The following is a 19066-nucleotide window of genomic DNA, read 5'->3' on the forward strand; positions in this document are numbered from 1 at the left end:
GAGCGCATCATGCAGATCAACGAGCTCAACACCATCACCGACGACGTCGTCGAAGCCGCCCGATCCACCCTCGTCATCGGCATCACCTGACACCGCCAAACGAACCTGCGAAATCCCGCCAAACGAAGGTGAGAGTCACAAGCGATGGCCGGCGGCATATTGTCCCGCACGGGTGTACCCCAGTAGGACGACGCCCGGTTCCGCCCCGAGCGCTGTTGCTGCCCACTGATTCGTATTACGATTGTTGGCATGGAGCGGAAGATTCAGCGGCAGGACGTATCAGACGAGCAGATTGACCAATGGGTCGATGAAGCCGAAGTCGGCTATGACCCCGAGTGGCTGGGCAAGCGCCTGGGCCGGCCGGCGCGGGCCGAGCACGCCGCGAAGGTCGTGCCGGTCCGACTCACTGAGGCCGAACTCGGGGCCGTCATGGCCCGTGCTGAGCGTGAGCATCTCAACCGGTCTGAGGCGATCCGCCGGGCGCTGGCCCAGTGGGCCGCAGCCTCGTGATCATTCGCCATTCCGCACGCAAACACGGCGTCACCGACGACGACATCCGCGCAGCACTGGCCACCCCTCTCCTGTCCGGACCCCTTGACGGCGACCATCCCCAACGGATACTCACGCTCGGTTTCGATTCCCAGGCCCGTGTTCTGGAATTGGTCGCCCTGCACTACGACGACGGAAGTACCGAGGTCATCCACGCAATGAAGGCGCGCCGCACCTACCTCGACCTGCTCGACTGAAGCCCGGCCGTTAAGACACCCGTGCCCCTGGCGAATACGCCGTCAAATAGCACGGGGAGGAGCGAGTAAGGCCGAGTTAACGTCCGTGAGGACTGCACCCAAGCATCTCCTCCATGTCCGAGACTTGAAATTAGTTGTGTCCCAATTGGTAGTAGGGCGGGCTACCCTCGTGAGGGCCAGAAACATCCGGATTTGGTCGGGTGCGAATCGGCGGCCGCACCTATCCATCCGGGCCGAATCAGACATTGGCACCCGCTAGAATCGGGGCTTGTGACCTGCCTTGCGTGCTCTTGGTGACGCCGCGGGAAAATCAACAGCGGCGGCTCCATTTCGGGCTGTGCGTCATTAGTCGTGGAGGTTGTCAGTGGCTCGTCGTCGTGGGTTCCTTGCAGAGATGCAGCGTCAAGCTCGTCTGGCAGAGCAGCGGCAGCGCGCAGCAGCCCGACAGCAGTTGGCAGCCGCACGGCGCAGTGAGCAGGCGCAGCGAGCTGCCGAGCGTGCACAGGTGGCGGCGTCGCGAGCGACGCAGGCGGATCGCAAGCGCTTGGAGCGCGAGGCACTCGCGGCACATGTCGAGGCGATGCAGGCTGAGGTGGAGTCGCTGGATGTCGGCCTGGCTGAGCACTACGCGGAACTGGATGGGTTACTGGAGGACACTCTCGGCGTGGACGACTTCGTCGATCTGGAGTCATTGCGGGTGACGACCCAGCACCCGCCGTTCCCTCGGGAAGACCTCCGCAGACCCATTCCCGTGCCGCCGCCGATCCCGGCGCCCCCGCTTCCCGTGCGCCGTGAGGTCGAGGCGCCGAAGGGACCGTTCGGGCGGAAGAAGAAGCTCGCCGCAGCCGAGGCGGAGGTCGATCGGCAGTACGCCGCCGACTACCAGGCATGGAAGGCCGCGACGGACTCGCTACCTGCTCGACATGCTGCACAGGCGGCCGAGCACACGGAGGTCGAGCGAATTCGGCTACAGGCGCTGACGAAGGCGACGCAGCAGTATGAGGCGGAGTCCGCTGAACGAGAGCGCGAGGCCAAGGAACAGAACGAGGCCCTGGACCGGCTGATCGCCGGTCTCGGGTACGGGACGGTCGAGGCGGTGCAGGAGTACGTCGAGCTCGTGCTAGCTAACTCCGTCTACCCCGAGCACTTCCCCGTGGGCCATGCGGCGGAGTTCGACCCGAGCACGGCGGAGCTGACACTTCGTGTCACGATGCCCGGTCCCGACACCGTGCCAACGATCAAGGCGTACAAATACACGAAGTCAACGGACCAAATCAGCGAAACCCAGCTGTCGCAGAAGGCCGCCAAGGACCGCTACGCGGGCATCGTCCACGCTGTCGCGCTGCGCAGTCTCCACGAGGTCTTCGAGGCCGATCGCCGCGGGCTAATCCGCAGCATTTCGCTCGAGCTGGGAACCGAGACGATCAGCCCCGCCACGGGCCGTGAGACCTGTGTTCCGTTCGTCGCTGTGGCCGCCGATCGCGACTCGTTCAGCGAGCTGGACCTCTCGGAGATCGTCCCGGCCGCGACGCTCCAGCATCTCGGCGCGGTGGTCTCGAAGAACCCGCACGGATTGGTCCCGATCGACTCGTCCGGCATCCGGCGCCTGTGACCCCGTCATGGGCCTAATCTTTAACCCGCCGCCGGGATGGCCCAAGCCACCGCCGGGCTGGCAGCCGCCGGCTGGCTGGACCCGTGACCCGACCTGGCCTGAACCCCCGGCGGGCTGGCAACTTTGGCTATCCGACGACGCCACTGCGCCGAGCGAGGCCGTCGAGCCATCCGAGCCGGAACCGGTTGCCACGCCCGAGCAGAACCCGAACGCGCGGGTCGCATTCCTGGAAGCCGAGAACGCCGAACTGCGACGCGCGCTGGCCGCCCGCGACGGTGACCAACCGATCGAGCTCGACGATGCCCGCGTGCTGCAAGCAGTGGGCATCTATCGATACCATCACCCGCTGGAGTCTGCGGCCGCCTACAAGGGGCGTCTTGAGGGGCTCGAAACGCGGATCGCCGACTCGATCCGCGAGGGACAGGCGATCGTGAAATCCGATCTGTTCACGCTGAACAACTCCCTCGCCCAAGGACGACGCATGACGACAGATCTCGGCAAGCTGATGCTCCGCGCCTACAACGCCGAAGCTGACAACGTCATCCGCTCCCTGCGCGCCGGAAATGTCGAGGCCGCGAAGCGCCGGCTGGAGGCATCACGCACCGCCATCGCGCGCCTCGGCGCACTCATGGAAATGCACATCAACGACGCATTCCACGCCCTACGTATCGAAGAGATCGAACTCACCGCCGACTGGCTGATGAAGAAGCAAGAAGAACGCGAAGCGGCCCGCGAGGAACGGGCTCGGCTTCGTGAGGAAGCACGCGTCCAACGAGAGCTCGATGAAGAGCGCGCCCGGCTCGACAAAGAACGCGCCCACCTCACCAACGCCCTGGACGCGCTCCGAGCCCAGGGACGCGACGACGCCGACCTCATCGAACGGCTCGCTGCTGTCGACCAGGCGATCGAGCAGAACGACTACCGGGCGGCCAACATCCGCGCTGGCTACATCTACGTGATCTCCAATGAGGGCGCGTTCGGCTTGGGAGTGGTGAAGATTGGGCTCACCCGCCGCCTTGAGCCCGCCGAGAGAATCGCAGAGCTCAGCGGTGCCTCTGTGCCGTTCCGCTTCGACGTCCACGCACTCTTCTTCTCGGAAGACGCCGTCACCCTCGAGAACGAACTGCACAAGCACTTCGCAGCCCGTGCTCTCAACCAGGCCAACCCGCGCAAGGAGTTTTTCTTCGCCACCCCCGGCGAGGTGCGGGACGTGCTACTGCAGCGGGTCGGAAGCATCCTCGAATTTACCGAAACCGTCGAGGCCGCTGAGTACCGGCAATCAATGGGCGCATGGCCGCAATCTCGACGGAGCGACGGCGAACCACCAGGTCGCAGCTTAGGGCCAGGCTGAGTTCAAAGGGACGACATCGTCGACGGTCGACGACTCGAAGTCGAGCTCGTAGATTGCCCCCTGGCTCTCTGGGCGCCCGACTCACGCTCGCCACTGCGCCGATAAGCGTGATTCTGAAGCCTTCGCCGGCCAGAGACGTGCCCCTGTAGGTGTCTCGGCATGCGGTGGCGGTGTCCGGCGCCGCCTTGGTAGATGTCCTCGACCTGGACGGTGCAGAACCGGGGTTCGAGTGTCGGCGGCCTACTCTGTGACCCCTCATACGCGGGCTTCGGTGATCCGCGATCGGCTCATTGCCCCAAGGGCAAGCGGGTTGCTGGCCAGGCTAACGGACGGTCACCCTCTCACGATCGTCGGTCTTGCAACTGGCCAATTCCGCCGACAAGGCGTGACGAATCTCATATAGTTGCGTCAACCAACGCCGCCCGAGCGATCGCTCGGTTCGACCTAAGGAGAAGGCATGTCGGACGCACCTACACTTCGGACGGAAGGCTCTGGGGCAACTCGAGTACTCGTCCTGCATGGCTGGGCGCTGGACAGCTCGGTATGGGCAGCGACCCAGCTCGAGACAAACCTCGGTCAATTCACCTACGCGTACTACGACTTCCCTGGCTATGGGCCGAACGAGTCAACCGGCCGCCATTCAGCTGAGGGTATCGACGGGATGGCCAGAGGGGCGCTTACTGCAGCCGATGCGCTGGGGTGGGATTCGTTCGCAATTCTTGGTCACTCGATGGGTGGCGGAACTGCTCTTCGCGTTGCGACGATGGAGCCTGACCGCGTGTCGGCTGTCGTAGCGCTGACACCGGTGTCCCCCTTCGGAACGCCGTTTGACGAGGCCACTTACGCAGGGTTCCAGTCGGCCTACGCCGACCCCGCGCCCACACTCGGCGGGCTAGCGCCCCACCTGAGCCCCGCTCAACTCCAGAACATCACCTCACGATCCCAACTACTCCTGAACAAGTCGGTCTGGGATACCTACCTGGCTAACTGGAGTAGCGCCGCTTTCGGCTCCGAGTTGGCGAGCTTCCCAGGACCCGTGACTCTCGCATACGGCGATAGCGACTCGTTCGTGACAAAGGAATACCTGGCCGAGACGGTATCCGCACTGCCCAACGCGAACCTGGTGGCAATCCAAGATGCAGGCCACTACCCGATGATCGAGCAACCCGTTCAGACCGTGCGTCTTTGGGAAGACGCCCTTTCCAACAGGGAGAAGTGATAGCGCCATGAGCAAAGTTCCGTACCGAGGGATGCCTCCGACCATATGGGCTCCCGAGACCCCACAGCTCATCCGTGATGCCCGCATGGTCATCGTTGGCTACGAGGCCGACCGAGCTGCCCTGGAGGAGATCCTGCCGCCGGGCCTAGTCCCGCACGCCAACAACACCGTTCAGATGAACATGTATGAGATCGAACCCGACCAGAGCAGCGGCTTCGGCGGGTTCTCGCTGACCTACTTAACGGTCGAGATCGAGGGGCACGACAGCTGGGCAGCTGACGGGAACATGGCAATCCCGGGGCGCTACTTCGCGTACTACTGGAACAGCTCGCCGCGTGTCATTTCATACGCACGGGAAGGCGCCGGCATCCCGGCCATGCCTGGAGTGCGCTCCACGACCAGCGACGGCAACAAGTTGACCTCAACCCTCAGCGTCGACGGCAGTCCGGTAATTGAAGTCCAGGCGAACGTCACAGACACTCACGTGGGCAACCTCGGGGGTCATCTCAACTACTACTCTCACCGCCAGATTCCCGAACCCTTCGGCGGGTATGCGGCCCTGAGCCAACTCATCGAGCTGCCGTTGCCGTTCACCGTCAAACTGTTTGACGCTTCGATCGATGACATCCAGTTCACGTTCCCCGAAGGGCACCCGGCCGCGAGGTTGGCACCCACGAGTCCCCTCAATGTCACGTCGCTGCTGTACGGCGATGTGACCTTTACCTACTCCATGGGCCGCGTGATTCACGACTACTTGGAGGATCCAGAACCAAGCGAGCGTCTGTAAGCCAGGGCATCCGAGCGCTGCTGGGAGCCACGTCGTCTTGGCTCCCAGCAGCGTTCTTGTTTGCCGACACTTCGCAAAATTGCCATTCGCAACCGAGATTTCGGCAGGTGAGCTTCCTGGCTTGAAGCTGCAGAGCAAGAGCACTGACACAGTGTCTTCCCCTCATTTGGCGCTAGCCGCCGACCACCAACTGGGATCGCTGACCAGCGCCAAGGCTGGGTAGACGCGGGGCGGAATTCCGTTTTAGAAGCTGCGGTCGAACCGGCGATCGAGAACTCGATTCTCTTGCTAACACACCCCGAGCGCCCTATATAGCCACGGCGCAGGCCATGCAGACGAAACTCCACCGAGACCAAATGACCTCGGAAGAGGCCTGAGCTCCCCTCGAGGAGACCCCACCAAATTAGCTGATCCGATCGACTACCTCTGAAACAGATATTCCGGGCTACGACGGAGAGCAATATCGTGGAGTCCGCAGCTCACGTCCTGCAAGATGTGCCGATAATGTGAGATTCCGTCAAGCGTGCAGGTCACAAGGAATATTAAGCGATCCCCGCCCCGAGCACCTGGGGCGTCACTCGACCGTCAGTTGTACAAGATGTACTCTTAGTGTCATGGTGACCACGACGCTCAGCAACTTCCGCGCACACCAGAGCGAGGTACTCGACGCCGCCCAACGGGCGCCGGTTGAGATCCTCAGCCGCGGTAGCCGTCGTCGGGCCGTCGTTGTCTCGCCTGAATTCTTCGACCGCGCGCTGCAGGCCCTGGAAGATCAGGCCGACGTTCGCGGCGCGGCCGACGCCCGCCGCGAGGACGGCAGCATCTCCCACGAGGACCTCATGGCGGAACTGGGACTCTGAGCCTGCGCTCCCTGCTCGCTGACCGGGGTTCCGCAGATGATAGGCACACGAGGGCCGAGAAAACGTCGATTGATCTAGGAACCTCGTGGATCAAGACGTGAAGAGTCATGTTACTACACGTCCATTCGAAATCGACGATGGCATCTGCCAACGGCCGGGACTTGGCAGTTAGTTCTAACCGCCGCTTCGACACGCCAATCGATGGCTTCGCGCAGTCTCCGACCACCGTCACCTGCATGAAAGCACGAAGCGCCACTCAAGCCGAGCGGACACGCCAAGCTCGTGTGCCTACACCAATTGGGCCGCGTAGCGACCTTCAAGGTGCTGACCTGCACCGTCGTCAAGCTGCTTCCCGAAAATGCCTACGAGCAGCGGAACTCCGGACTGCTATGCGCTGTTCTCCGCTCGCCATTCCGGAGGAAGGCCCACAGGTCAGCGAATTTTCTCGACACAACTGACATTGATGGCGCTGGGGGGCTTGCTGGGTGAGATCTGGTATTTGACGGCCCGGCAGCCCCACAGGTCGCCTTGAGGGATGCCGATGTGATGGACAAACAAGTCAGGGCTCCCGTCGTCAGGGGTGATGAAGCCGAATAATTTATCGTCGTTCCACCACTTCACCGTTCCGCTGTGTACTGGGGACGCTTCGCCCAGATCTGCCTGGACGGGGGCCGGCGCCGACCCCAAGGAGCCCGCGACGTTGCCTCCACTACCGGCGACATCGGCAACGAGGAATGCGACCGTCACAGAAGCAATTGCGATACTCATCAGTCTCCTTGATAGGCAATGAAGCCTAGTCAAGCGCGGTGCCGGTGTGGGGCTGCTGCGCTGATTTCGGACAGCGGAATTGATGATTTTTTTCTACGCTGCCAGGGCTGGCTGTCGGTACCTGTAGTGGACGTCGTTGGGCCGGCGGTAGCCGAGCGCGGAATGGCGTCGACGGGTGTTGTAGAACCCCTCGATGTAGCTGAAAGGACAGTCGGGGACGCACTACCCGCCGGCGCCACAGCGGGCGAGCGGTCCACTTATCGCCCGGTGCCGATAAGTTGCGCTCCGTCCGCCGTCGACCCGGGCTGAACTCAGCCTCCGGGGCCAGGCGCCGAACTTTGCCGAACACGTTAGAGCGCGACTGCAAAGCATGCCCCTGCCCTAGTTCGAAAGGGCGGGCCCCGCCCTCCCCCGAAGAAGTAAGGCGCTTCGGCTTCCAAAAGTGCGGCGGGATCCCGGTGTCCGGCGAGCTCGTTTCAAACCCTAACCGAGTCGCCAAGTACCGTTAGAGGTATGTACCACGATCGGTAAATACCGGAGCACGCTACTTCTCTAACGCGGCACGAATCGCGGTCTCTATGAACTCGGAAACAGTGCATTCTTGCTGGATGGCTGCAATTTTGGCCCGTCGGTACACCTCGACATCAAGCGCTAGCGAAGTCTTCGCCCGGCGAGGTCCGGCCTTACGTTCGACCTCCGCGGAAGGGAACGTATCTGCCACCGGCCGCACCGGACTGGAGGACCGAGGGCGCAAACTTCGACTAACCGGTTCAGAGCTGCTGCTCATCTGGTCACCTCGTTGATTTCTTTCAGTAGGTCTCGGTACCCATAGAAGCTTGAGGGAACGACGCCGAAAGCCTGCCGTATTGCTTGTCGCTTTCCGATGACGTTCTCGAAAACGAAGACCCCTTCCGCCTCGAGGGCCTCCTTAGTCAGGTGCAGGAGCTTGGTTCCAAGCTCGACGCTCGTAAGGAGAACCCCCGCCGGCTTGTGGGCAGCCGCCTCGAGGGTCGGCCAGACTCGCTGAAGATCCAGGCCTGACGGAGCTGTTGGAACAACCACGACATCGGCGGCATCAATCGCCGCCTGGATAATGTCCGCAGCGCCAGGCGGAGTGTCAATCACGGTCAGGTCAAATGCAGAGGGACGACCCAGAGTGATTTTATTGGCTGGTGTCACTGGAAACGGCAGTTGCATGTCCCCCTCCGCCGCAATCTCCGCCCAGCTGGTTGCAGATCCCTGAGGGTCCGCGTCCAGCAGTTCCACGGAGAGCCCCTCCTCAGAGGCCACCGCGGCTAGGTACACGGCTGTTGTTGTCTTCCCAACACCACCTTTGGTGTTGACCACTGCGATTTTCAAGGCCTACTCCTGCCACTATTGGTCTTTACCACAGTACCGCTGCACTGAAAGCAGTACAAACCGTAACACCAGCACTGGTGAATACCGCAATACCTCTACACCGTTATCGCAGGTAAATCCTCCGCGAGCTCCACGTACCGACCAGAACCCGCCGGGACGATTGGCGGTATATACCACTAATGGTAGTAACCGGTAGAAGTAAAGACCATTAACGGTAAACAGGTATGTAGGGGTGGTGGCGCCCCTCCGATGCCCCCGCCGCAGCGGCGCCACAAATTGCGCCCAGCAGGGCGTGTCAGAGCGATTAATGGCGCCAAGTGTGGAAACTTCATCCGCATGGCGACGAAGCAGTCAGGCCCCGGACGGCCATCATTCGGAGCACGCATGCGTGTTCCTGTCCGTATGGCTCCAGAGGTTTACGAAGCACTACGTGTGGCAGCTAAGTCTCGCGGCGTCTCAATGTCCCAGTACATGGCAGACCTCGCCGCCATTAATCTCGGCCTACCGGAGGCCGTACTTCAGCTAAGCGATCAGGAGGCCATTCCAGCGTGAAATGACGGTTGGGGAGTGCCCCACCGAAAATTGAAATCACGCAGCCTCAAATGACTGATCCCGGCCCACTGGCGAGTGGGCCGGGATCGAAGGTCAGAGAGTTCGAGTTGGAGCTCGGACTCGGGTTGCTCACCAATTAGGAGAGCTGTGCTTCCAGGCACCTCTCAGGGTAGGTCATACCTTCCGGACGGTCCAGTCGATCCGGACGGCGTGTCTTGTTCTGATACCAGCAAAACCGCATCCCATCAGGCCAACACGTGGTGGGAGTCGGTGGCGTGTGTGTGGAGTCCGCGCCCGTATGTGCGGGTCGATCCGCGCAAAGCACACACCTTCTCGACGACTCAGCGCTTCACCGACGGCGCCCCCGGCCCGGATGTGCCGTACGCACTGCATTTGACCGATGAGGCAGGCCGTTTTCGCCTGCTTGCTCTGGACTTTGACGCCCACCACGCCGGCTCAACCGCCACTGCCGACCTCTCCGCCTGCACTTCCGCTCTCACCGCCGCGGGGATCGAGCATCTGGTGTGCTCATCTGGACCCGGTGGGGGATATCACGTGTGGATCCGCCTGAGCACCGCGGGCTCACCGGCCCGGCTAGCGCCAGTAGTGGACGCATTCGCCGCCGCGTGGCCCTCACTTGACCGCGGGCCACTGGCGAACCCCCGCACCGGTTGTGTCCGCTCCCCGGGCTCGCCCCACCGCTCCGGCGGCACCTCGGTACCCCTGGGCGACACTGATATCCGCCCCGCATCTTTGCGTGCTCTCAAGCGGGTTGTCCAGCATCTCGGCGCCCGGCCGCATGCTGCCGCCGAGGCGAACCGCACGGTTGCCACCCTGCCTGTGCATGTCGATGTCGAAGGGCATCCGCATCTGGCCGGGCCACGCCGCCCACTGACAGCCAAGATCCGCGCCCTTGCCGCAACCCCGATCACCAGCAGTGGGGATGCCTCCGCGATCGGTTGGTCGATCGTGCTCGCGTGCGCGCACGCCCGCATGCAGTACCGCGACCTCGCCAAAGCCGCCTTCACCGAAAACTGGCCCGGTCTGGAATTCGCGCGAACCCACCGCACCCAAGGCGGCCGCACCCCCCGGCTGGACGCCGCACAAGAACTGACTCGCCAGTGGACCAAGGCCGTCACTGCCGCCAGCTTCACCACTCGCACCTCGGGCACGTGTAGCCCAGCCCGCCGCACCGCCGAGCGCACCGTCGCCGATCTGATCGCGCGCATGGAGGCCCAGCCCGAGCAGTGGCAGGGAAAGACCGGAGCGCAGAGCAGGCTCGTCCTGCTCGCCCTAGCCGCACGCGTCCTCGCCGCAGCGTCTGAGGAGGTCCACTTCTCCGAGCGTGACTGGGCCCTAGCCGCAGGCCTGGCACGGGACACCGTCGCTGACCGCCTGGCCGACCTCGCCGGCAGGGGATGGATCCGCCGCACGCGGCGAGCGGTGGGCCCGTGGGCCGCGACCTGGCGGGTGGCTACTCACGGGGGCGGGGAGACAGGAAGTGGCGCAGTATTTACTCCAGCCCTGGCGCAGCGACTTCATGAGGAGCTGGAGTGCGCTCGCGCCGACATCTGGCACGCTCAACCTCTGGGTGTGCTGGGGATGCGGGTATGGGCCCTCCTGCGGACCGGCACGGTCCCGGTGGGGGAGCTGGCGACACGCTTGGGCGTGTGCACGGCCACGGTGCGCAGCAAACTTCGTGCCCTGCAGTCGCTCGGTTTATGCACCTCCAGTGGGCGCGTCTACCAGGGGCGCTCCCGCCTGGCCCGGGCCGCCGCTGCCGCTGGGGTGACGGGGGCGCATGCCGATCGGGTGCGCCTGTACCGGCTGCAATCGGCGGTGTTCGTGTGGTGGTTCACCACCCGCTACCAGGCAGAAGACTCAGACGCCCTTGCCGAGTGGGGGAGCTTCCCCACTCCAGCTGAGGCCGAGCAGGTCCACCCGGTAGATATCGCCCTGGCTTATGGGGCCACTGCGGCCGGGCCGCCGGTGGAGGCAACCACGTGGGGAGCAGCGATGGCCGCGCAAGATCTCCTCCGCGAGGCAGACCCCGGTAGTTGGTGGGAGCTGGTGGCCGCGGCCCGCGCTGCACTGCCTGCGGCGGACGTGCTGGCCGCGCCCCACCAGTGGGCCACCGCGGCCTGAGGCTCCCCACCTATTCCGATAAGACCGGCGGGCATCGCTGCTGGTGCCCGCCCGTACTGGACCGAAATGGTGGCCCCCTACATATCTAGAACCCGATGTCGGGGCCGGTGCCTGGCTTGGAGGAGGTGAAGCTTCCCCCCTCGTTGAGGTTGGTGTCAGCGTCACGCGCAGTGGCCCTGTCTGCCTCTAATCCAGCAAGATAGGACCTGCGCATCACCTCGATGGCCGAGGGCCCGCCCGGGGACCGGACCGTGGCGTTGGTGCTCGCGTCGCGGATTTTCTTGGACTGGCGCTCCGCTTCCTCCTGGCGCACCTGCTGTTCGAGCTCGCGCTGCGGATCTGTGAGGCCCTCGCGCCGCGTGGTTTCGGCCGCTAGCTCCTCCAATGTGCGCTGGGCGCGCTCAAGGCGGTGCGCAGCCTGCGCCGATTCCTGCTCGTCCCAGGACAGGAGCAGGGGCTGGTCCCGCTGGGCGGCCTCGGCGAGTTCCTGCTCTCGGGCGACGGTGTCGGCGGCGCGGGCCACCGTGTCATCCCAGGTGTGCTCCGGCCCGGGATCAGGGGTGATGCGGGCCAGCGCGTCAGACCACGCCTGGGCTTCTGTGGTGTACATCTCGTGCTCGACCTTCGTGGTCTCCAGCAGGTCTTGAAGCTCACGGCGCCGACGTATCGCCAGGCGCCCCAAACTGCCCAGTTCGTGCTGCGCCGAGACCCGCTGTTGCTGGCTCTGGCGCAGCTTCTGCCGGCTGCGGTTCAGATTTTCGGCCAGCGGGCGGGCCGCCTCGATCGCCTCGACCCGGGCATCGAGCTCGCGATGGGCGTTCCGAACCTGCCGCTCGTGGTCGTCCCGCTGGCGCGAGAGCGCAGAACGGCGATCGTGCGCTGCCTGGTGGTCCTTGAGGCTGGCCTGAGCGCCCTGGAGATTCTTTTCCAACTGCTCATCAGTCAGCCGCCCCTGCCGCGACCCGTTCACTATCTCTAGTGCTGCCTCGCGCGCCTGCGTGGGGTCGTCGTCACTTCCGCCGGTCAGCTCGGCGTGGGTGGCCACCAACCACGCTGCGAGCTCGCAGTCGCCGCCCGCAGTAAGTGGGGGAGGGGCGGGGAGTTCGCTGGGCGCTTCGGTCACGTGACGCAGTCGGGAGGCGATGAGTGCGCCTGGGGCGCTGGCGGTGTCGATGTCGTCGGTGATGTTCGCCCAGTGCTCGCGGGGGTCGTGGCCGGCCTTGGCCGCGGCGGTCCACGCAGATTCCAAGATGGTGTACTGCTCGGGGTCTGCCTCGAGCTGGTGTGCGTGGGCGCGGGGCAGAGCGTCGAGGTAGTCGGGCAGGGTTGCTGCGGTGAACGCGGTGGCGGCGAGGTCGACCCCGTGCCGGTAGAGGCCCTCCACGCGGGCGGGGTCGGTGGCCTCGTCCAGCTCGGTTCGCAGGGTTTCGGTGGCGGTGCGGTGCCGGGTGTCGCGGCCCAGCACGGTGGCCAGTACCTCGAGGGGTTCGGGGGCGTCTGTGTCGCCTGCGGAGTGCATGTGGGCGTCTTCGGCGAACGGGTCCAGGGCCGGCTCGCACACGGCGTAGGCGCGGTTCTCGTGGCGGCCTCGGGTCATGGCCACGTACAGCCCAGCCCGGTCCACGGAGGCATCGACCACGGCGTGGGTGGTCTCCACGGTGGAGCCTTGGGCGCGGTGGATCGTGGAGGCGTAGCCGAGGTGGACGTTGCGGCGGGCGTAGTCGGCGGGGATGAGTTGCGCGGTGCCGGTGCCCAGGTCGACCACCGTCAGATCGCCCTCGTCGGTGAGGCCGGTGACGGTGAACATCTGGCCGTTGATGACCCGGCCCAGGGCGCGGCGGTCGCCGGTGAGCAGCAGCTGGTTCTTGCGGGCGATGACCACATCGCCCACCCCGACCGTGTCGCCGCGGGCCACACCAGTTTCCTGGCTGGTGTCCACGACGCCGGCCGCGATCCGGTCCGCGCGGATGATCTCGTTCATGGTGTCCACGTCGGCGTTGCGGGAGGCGATGATCAGGCTCTTGCGGCCCTGTGCGGTGTCGGCGAGGTAGGCCCCGACGGCATCGGTGAGCATCTGCTCCCGGTGCCCACCGCGCACCCACCCACGCTCCGAGTACAGGGTGAGAGCATCGGTGTCGCCGTCGCGCAGGGCGAGGGTCGCGGCGGCCTGCTCGGTGTCTTTACCGGTGCGCATGACCTGGTCGAGTTGGACCGTTCCCGGGGTGCGGGCCACCTCACCGAACAGACCGCCGGTCTCGACGGCGGCGAGCTGTTTGTGGTCACCGATCAGGCGCACCACTGCCCCGGACTGCTGGGCGATCTCGGTCAGCGCCGCCAGACTCTCCGTCGAGGACATTCCTGCCTCGTCGACCAGGAGCATGTCGCCGCGCCGGATCTTCGTTGGCAGCGCCGACAGGGTTTTGCCCGGCTGGCTGGGGTGCAGTCCCCGCCAGGTGAAGGTCAGCGAGTCGATGGTGTGGCAACCGGCGTCGATCTCCTCGGCGAGCACGCTCGCGGCGGCGGCAGAGGGGGCCAGGCCGATCACGGTGCGGCCCGTGTCACGCCAGGCGTCAGCGACCACCGCCATCGCAGTGGACTTGCCGGTGCCGGCCGGCCCGACCCCAGCGGCGACCAGAGTGCCGGCGTTGACCATGTGCCGGGCCAGGGCTGCTTGGCCGTCGTTGAGTGCCCAGCCGTTGTCCTGTTCGTGACGGGCCAGAGCGTTCTCGATGACCTGTTGGCCGGCGAACACCGCCACCGGGGTGGTGGCCGCATCCAGGGTGGTCTGCTCGGCGTCCAGGACGGCGCGGGTGGTGAACTTCTCAGCGTTGGCGCGGGCGTCGATCCCGGCACCGGAGGCGGTCGTCAGCGCCTGGGGCAGGGGAAGAACTTCCCCCGGTGTCAGGCAGATGACCTGCTCGCTCATGGGCAGGTCCATCACCTGATCGTGCGCCGCAACACGGTCAGCATCGGAGGCGAACCGGAACCCTTTGAGCACCGTCGACACCGCGGTGTCCACGTGCGAGCGACGGAACTGCGCACGCCTGGAAGTGACCGCACCGATCGCCTGGGCGGCCACGTCGCGGGCATGGGTGCCGGCGTCGAACACCGGCCTCGGCTGGCTCTCGTGGGCGTGCGCCCGCACCTGGTCTAGGAGCCCCTCGACCTTCTCGGCGCCGACGGCCTCCACGGCGATTTCCCGCCATGCGGCACGGTGCTCGGCCAACGACTGGGCGGCTTTTTTCGCATCGCGAGTGTCCAGGATGGCCTTTTGCCACAGGGCGTACCCGGCCCGCTGCGAGGGCTGACGACCGTGGTCCGCCACGTACTGCGCGACCAGCTGCTCGTACACCGGGCGGGCCAACGCCCGGCGGGAGGAAAACCTCTCGATCAGCGACCGGTCGACACCCTTGATCTCCCACACCGGAGCCTTGTCCGGGGACGGGTAGTGAGCAGCGAACTCCACACCCATCTCGCGGGAGAGACGGTCGTGCAGGGCGGTGTCATACCGTGCGGAGATCACCTGGTGCATCTGGAAGATCGCCTGCCCATCGAGCGACTTCCACGTCCCGTCGGGGGCCTGAACTTTGTTGGCGAGCAGCACGTGCGAGTGCAGATCCGGGTCCCCACCTCGGGTGTCGAAGTGGGTGAACTCTGAGGCGATGATGCCGCGAGTATTCACCTGCTCGATCCCGCCCGCACCCCGGCGGGTGTAGATCGCATTGTCCTCGGCCCAGGCCAGTGCTTCAGCCACGGCTTCGTGATGAATTGCGGCGATCCTCATCGCCGTCTGCTCATCGGCCAACGCCCACAGGACGCTGACACTTTTCACCGGGGAGAAGGTGAAGTCGAACCCGGACACTGCCTGCTGCACCTGGTCGCGTTCCCGGTTGACCCACGCGATGACATCGGCGCCGGAGGCGTGGTCGTAGCCGCCCTGCTCCAGGTAGAACGGGCGGCCGATCTGCTCGGCCATGACCGCCCGGTCACTGGTCGTGGGCAAGCGATTGTGCTGCTTGCGGAACTGCTTCTCGGCCGCAGCCAGCGCGACAAGAACGGGCTTGTCGGCGGTGTAGACGGGGAAGGCTCGACCGAGCTTGCATCCGGCCAAGCTGGTACCGGCGGCGAGCATCTCGTCGGTGTCCGGGTGCAGCCCCTCCCCGTACAGGGCAGCCATCTGCGCCTCGGTCACCTCAGCCCGGCTCTGCACCGCCTGGGAGGCAAGACCCTCGAGCCCGGAACCGATCCACCTGCCCGGTGGGGTGCCCTTGGCAGCGTAGTAGTCCGACAGGGTTTGCCCCGACTCCCGGGGGCCGTCATGGGTGGCCACAGAGCGCAGCAGGTACTGGTATCCAGTCCCGGCGTGCACGCCCCGAAGGCTCATCATGGACCCCAGCCTATGGGCCAGAGAAGCCCTGCGTCCACGGACGCGGGCCGCCCCGCCGCTGGCGGGGCCTTGACCAGGCATTCCCCCCACCACTGGGAGTGCATACTGTGTGTAGCCGATGAATGAGCGGTAGCGAGGTCTACAGGTTGCGGCTCAGAGCAGCGCATCGGTCAGCGCAGGGGGAGCGGTTGTTGATTGCGGGTGTCGTAGGGGGGCTCTAGGGTTTGGGCCATGGCTGCTACAAAGACTGATTCGCGTTCACAGACCGCACGGGCCCGTGCCCGTCAGGCCATGGCCACCGAGCTCGAGCGGGCGCGAAAGCGCGAGTCCACGCTCGTGACGGTGTTCTCGGCGATCGACGCACGCGCCGACGCCGAAGCTGCGTTGGGTGACGCGCTGATCGAGCTCCGGGACCTAGGGGTCGCGCAAGTTGACCTGGCCGAGATGACTGGCTGTCCGCCCGCGAGGTCGGGGTCGCCATCCGCACCGCGAAGGGCCACAATGCCAGCGCCAACGGTGAGGCCACCGAGACGACATCCGACTCCTCCAGCGACGATGACACCCATAGCGAGGAACAGCAGTCGGGCAACAACGGTGCAGAGATTCACTGACTCCCTCGACGATCCGTGGTTTGCCGACATCCCCCTGCCGGGTATGGACCTCGGGCCACAAACCCAAGCATCGGCGAGACGATCACGCCCGTACGATCCGACACTGCCTCCAACAGGCGCCGCGATCGAGGCTTTCTGGTCCCGGGTCGTCAAAGCACCCGGTAACGGATGTTGGATCTGGACCGGTGCGGTATCCGATGGCTACGGCAGGATCAGTTGGCGATCGAGCGGGGTCAGCCGCACCGAGTACGCCCACCGTTTCGCCCTTGTCATCACCAGCGAACTCGGCGACGGCGCGATCGGAGAACACCGCTGCAACGAACCACTGTGCGTGCGCGTGGACCCGGCACACCTCATCGCCTCCACTCAGTCCGCGAACCTGCTCTACGCAGTCGCCTGCGGGCGCACCGGAATCATCCGCAACCTCGCCCAGCGCCACGACCGTCAGGCCCGCTCGCTGGCCGTCCGCGACGCCGTCTCAGGTGGCTGGGACCCCGACGCTTACTCACGGGCATCCGGCAACGCCGCACCTCTCGACACGCCCCCACTGTTCTGAAGCTGAAGTACAGTCACCCACACCAGATGGCCTCGCCCCGGCGGGGCCTTTTCCGTTGGCGGCGGCCCGGGCCGGATGTGTCAGCGTGCCACTGTCTGTCGACGTTGCCCGCGCAGCTGCCAGTACCGCGGGATCGTCCATCGCAGCGGGGTCTTGTCGATCACCCACAGCGCTATCGTCGACCGATAGCGCGCATCGTGTCGCACCGCGAACGACCAATGGCCCACAAACCACGCCAGCAGACCTAACGCCGCTACCGTCGGCGCCCACGTCCGATCTTGCATCACACCGAGCAGGCCAATCACCGCGCAGAAGCCATCGGCCCCACGCGCGACCGGAGGCAAGGCCAGGGCGCCGCCCCCGACGACAGCGGTAGCCAGCAGTGCGGTGCCCGGATCCCACATTCCCAACTCCTCCGCTAGCGAAGAGGTCATGGCGCTCGCCGTGGAGCAGGGCACGGCGACCGACCCGCAGGTATTCGCACGCAACCACGTCGTCGTGGCGGTCCAGTCCGGCAATCCCCGGGAGGTCAGGGGTCTGGCGGACCTCGCCCGCCCGGAACTACGGGTGGGATTGTGCGATCTAGAGGACCCGTGCGGCCGGGCGGCCGACGTGTTGCTGGCCGCCGCGGGCGTGGTCCCCCCGGAGGTCAACCGGGATGAGGGGTCGCGCGCGCTCGCCGCCCGTCTGGCTGGCAACGAGCTCGACGTGGGGATCGTCTACCGCACCGACGTCGCCTTCTCGCACGGCTGGGTGACCCAGGCCGACGTCGACGAGCGGGATCGCGAGTTGGTCCAGGCGACGGGGATGACCCGGTACGTCCTGGCCCGCGTCCCCGGCGGGGAAGACGGGCAGGACGCAGGCGCGGAGCGCACCGCGGCCGGCGAATTCCGCCGGCTGGTGACCTCCGACCGCGGACGTCTCGCGCTCGAGAACGCGGGATTGGACGCACTTCCGCACTGACCCGGGAAATCCTCGTCCGACCCTGGATATCTTCGGCGACCAGGTGTTGGCTCACCTCGCCGGCAAGCACTTCCTGGACGGCGGACTCGACGGCAGGACGAACCCGTCCTGCTAGCCATGCGATCCAGGACCCGCCGCGCCCGGGTGAGACTATGGACCCCGTGCTAATCGCCTACGTAGATGAGTCTTACGACCAGGAGCTCTACTACGTCGGCGCCGCAATCGCCGACTACGACCAATGGGAACATCTGACCCAGCTCTACGTGGAAATCGGGCAACTGACCGCGGACCAGCACGGCACGGACGCCTCCGCCGAGTTCCATGGCCACGAAATCATGGGCGGGGCCGGACAGTGGGCCGCTCTACGGGGCAAGCACCGGGAGGCTGCCGGCCTCTACTCGGCCGTCTTGCGAGCCGCACAGCAGGCGGGCGTGCGCTACCTCTTTGAGGGCGTCGACGTCAGACGTCTGAACTCGCGATATCGCTACCCCGAGCAACCCCACACCGTGGTGTTTCGGCACCTGCTGGAACAGATCGACACCTACACCGCCCGCCACGGTGGGGACGAACAAGTAATCGTCGTCGCTGACGAGATCGCCACGAGCGCCGAACACCAAGACCAGTTCGGCGCTTACCAGGACTTTGGCACTGGCGGCTACCGGCCAAGTCGTCTCCAGCACATCTCCGCGCCCATCAACTTCGCCGACTCTGCCCAGACGCCCGGACTGCAGTCCGTGGACATGGCGGTGTACATCCATCACCGAGCCAACGCAGTGCGCAACCAACACCCCCGGGCCCAGGCAGTTACTGACCGGCTGGCCCAACTGATCTACCAGGGCACTTACCGTCAACGGACCTGGATGCCCTAAATAAAACGAGGGCTCCCTCACGGGAGCCCTCGGCAGGCAACGTTCCGGTAGCCGGCCCGTTGTGTCTCTCATCCTACCGCGCGGCGACCCGATCCACACGCCCTTTTTTGGTGCGTCCTGCCACATGCTGCACCGCCTCGAAGCGCCCGATAGCGGCCATACCAGCACCAATGCTAGTGCCGATAATTGTCGTTATGTAAAGTGAAGGGTGTCGAGTTGTAGATCCTGCGAACTCGACACCTCCCCGAACTGCCCCTCGCCCGTAGTACCCGACAGGCCGC

Annotated in this window: 15 protein-coding genes; 11 read left to right on the plus strand and 4 right to left on the minus strand. The window is 65.3% G+C overall.

Annotated elements, in window-relative coordinates:
- Positions 1-249: 249 nt before the first annotated feature.
- The 7 genes from R4P08_RS17875 (at position 250) to R4P08_RS17905 (ending at position 6575) form a co-directional block, all read left to right on the plus strand.
- The gene (locus R4P08_RS17875; RefSeq protein WP_317815217.1) at positions 250-510 is read left to right on the plus strand and encodes a ribbon-helix-helix protein, CopG family; all 261 of its coding nucleotides are present in this window, start codon (positions 250-252) and stop codon (positions 508-510) included.
- Positions 507-746 (plus strand): hypothetical protein, encoded by a 240-nt coding sequence (locus tag R4P08_RS17880; RefSeq protein ID WP_411741239.1) that lies wholly within the window; start codon positions 507-509, stop codon positions 744-746. Before R4P08_RS17875 ends, R4P08_RS17880 begins: the two co-directional genes overlap by 4 nt.
- A 364-nt stretch (positions 747-1110) precedes the next feature.
- Positions 1111-2358, plus strand: coding sequence for a hypothetical protein (locus R4P08_RS17885; protein WP_317815219.1), 1248 nt, complete (start codon positions 1111-1113; stop codon positions 2356-2358).
- Between the two features lie 7 nt (positions 2359-2365).
- On the plus strand, positions 2366-3709 hold the full coding sequence (locus tag R4P08_RS17890; protein ID WP_317815220.1) for a DUF4041 domain-containing protein: 1344 nt from the start codon (positions 2366-2368) through the stop codon (positions 3707-3709).
- Between the two features lie 457 nt (positions 3710-4166).
- A complete protein-coding gene (locus tag R4P08_RS17895) occupies positions 4167-4928 on the plus strand; it encodes an alpha/beta fold hydrolase (protein WP_216695945.1) in 762 nt (253 codons plus the stop codon).
- Between the two features lie 31 nt (positions 4929-4959).
- Positions 4960-5715 carry an acetoacetate decarboxylase family protein gene (locus R4P08_RS17900; RefSeq protein WP_317815228.1) on the plus strand — a complete coding sequence of 252 codons (756 nt, stop codon included), beginning with the start codon at positions 4960-4962 and terminating at the stop codon, positions 5713-5715.
- Between the two features lie 614 nt (positions 5716-6329).
- Positions 6330-6575 (plus strand): type II toxin-antitoxin system prevent-host-death family antitoxin, encoded by a 246-nt coding sequence (locus R4P08_RS17905; RefSeq protein WP_032375739.1) that lies wholly within the window; start codon positions 6330-6332, stop codon positions 6573-6575.
- A 432-nt stretch (positions 6576-7007) separates the two neighbouring features.
- Here the strand turns inward: R4P08_RS17905 and R4P08_RS17910 are convergent, their stop codons facing one another.
- Positions 7008-7229 (minus strand): cold-shock protein, encoded by a 222-nt coding sequence (locus tag R4P08_RS17910; RefSeq protein WP_253919937.1) that lies wholly within the window; start codon positions 7227-7229, stop codon positions 7008-7010.
- Between the two features lie 897 nt (positions 7230-8126).
- Complete coding sequence (locus R4P08_RS17915; RefSeq protein ID WP_216695313.1) at positions 8127-8702, minus strand: ParA family protein; 576 nt, start codon at positions 8700-8702, stop codon at positions 8127-8129.
- A gap of 1305 nt (positions 8703-10007) precedes the next feature.
- On the opposite strand from R4P08_RS17915, the gene R4P08_RS17920 reads away from it, so the two are divergent.
- A complete protein-coding gene (locus R4P08_RS17920; protein WP_317815222.1) occupies positions 10008-11399 on the plus strand; it encodes a hypothetical protein in 1392 nt (463 codons plus the stop codon).
- 85 nt (positions 11400-11484) lie between these two features.
- On the opposite strand, the gene mobF is transcribed toward R4P08_RS17920, so the two are convergent.
- The gene (gene mobF / locus R4P08_RS17925) at positions 11485-15786 is read right to left on the minus strand and encodes a MobF family relaxase (RefSeq protein WP_317815223.1); all 4302 of its coding nucleotides are present in this window, start codon (positions 15784-15786) and stop codon (positions 11485-11487) included.
- Between the two features lie 654 nt (positions 15787-16440).
- Here mobF and R4P08_RS17930 point away from each other — a divergent pair.
- On the plus strand, positions 16441-16953 hold the full coding sequence (locus tag R4P08_RS17930; RefSeq protein WP_317815224.1) for a hypothetical protein: 513 nt from the start codon (positions 16441-16443) through the stop codon (positions 16951-16953).
- An 80-nt stretch (positions 16954-17033) separates the two neighbouring features.
- Here the strand turns inward: R4P08_RS17930 and R4P08_RS17935 are convergent, their stop codons facing one another.
- A complete protein-coding gene (locus R4P08_RS17935) occupies positions 17034-17357 on the minus strand; it encodes a hypothetical protein (RefSeq protein ID WP_317815225.1) in 324 nt (107 codons plus the stop codon).
- Between R4P08_RS17935 and R4P08_RS17940 the strand changes: the two genes are divergently transcribed.
- Both R4P08_RS17940 and R4P08_RS17945 read left to right on the plus strand, forming a co-directional pair.
- Positions 17341-17916 carry a molybdate ABC transporter substrate-binding protein gene (locus tag R4P08_RS17940; RefSeq protein WP_317815226.1) on the plus strand — a complete coding sequence of 192 codons (576 nt, stop codon included), beginning with the start codon at positions 17341-17343 and terminating at the stop codon, positions 17914-17916. The genes R4P08_RS17935 and R4P08_RS17940 overlap by 17 nt on opposite strands.
- 152 nt (positions 17917-18068) lie before the next feature.
- On the plus strand, positions 18069-18785 hold the full coding sequence (locus R4P08_RS17945; RefSeq protein WP_317815227.1) for a DUF3800 domain-containing protein: 717 nt from the start codon (positions 18069-18071) through the stop codon (positions 18783-18785).
- Positions 18786-19066 lie beyond the last annotated feature (281 nt).

Source organism: Rhodococcus sp. IEGM 1408, from assembly GCF_033142235.1.
GTDB lineage: Bacteria > Actinomycetota > Actinomycetes > Mycobacteriales > Mycobacteriaceae > Dietzia.

Coding starts and splice junctions, on each gene's coding strand:
- R4P08_RS17875 (WP_317815217.1), top strand. CDS start 250: ATGGAGCGGAAGATTCAGCGGCAGGACGTATCAGACGAGCAGATTGAC.
- R4P08_RS17890 (WP_317815220.1), top strand. CDS start 2,366: ATGGGCCTAATCTTTAACCCGCCGCCGGGATGGCCCAAGCCACCGCCG.
- R4P08_RS17895 (WP_216695945.1), top strand. CDS start 4,167: ATGTCGGACGCACCTACACTTCGGACGGAAGGCTCTGGGGCAACTCGA.
- R4P08_RS17900 (WP_317815228.1), top strand. CDS start 4,960: ATGCCTCCGACCATATGGGCTCCCGAGACCCCACAGCTCATCCGTGAT.
- R4P08_RS17905 (WP_032375739.1), top strand. CDS start 6,330: ATGGTGACCACGACGCTCAGCAACTTCCGCGCACACCAGAGCGAGGTA.
- mobF (WP_317815223.1), bottom strand. CDS start 15,786: ATGATGAGCCTTCGGGGCGTGCACGCCGGGACTGGATACCAGTACCTG.
- R4P08_RS17930 (WP_317815224.1), top strand. CDS start 16,441: ATGGACCTCGGGCCACAAACCCAAGCATCGGCGAGACGATCACGCCCG.
- R4P08_RS17935 (WP_317815225.1), bottom strand. CDS start 17,357: ATGTGGGATCCGGGCACCGCACTGCTGGCTACCGCTGTCGTCGGGGGC.
- R4P08_RS17945 (WP_317815227.1), top strand. CDS start 18,069: ATGGACCCCGTGCTAATCGCCTACGTAGATGAGTCTTACGACCAGGAG.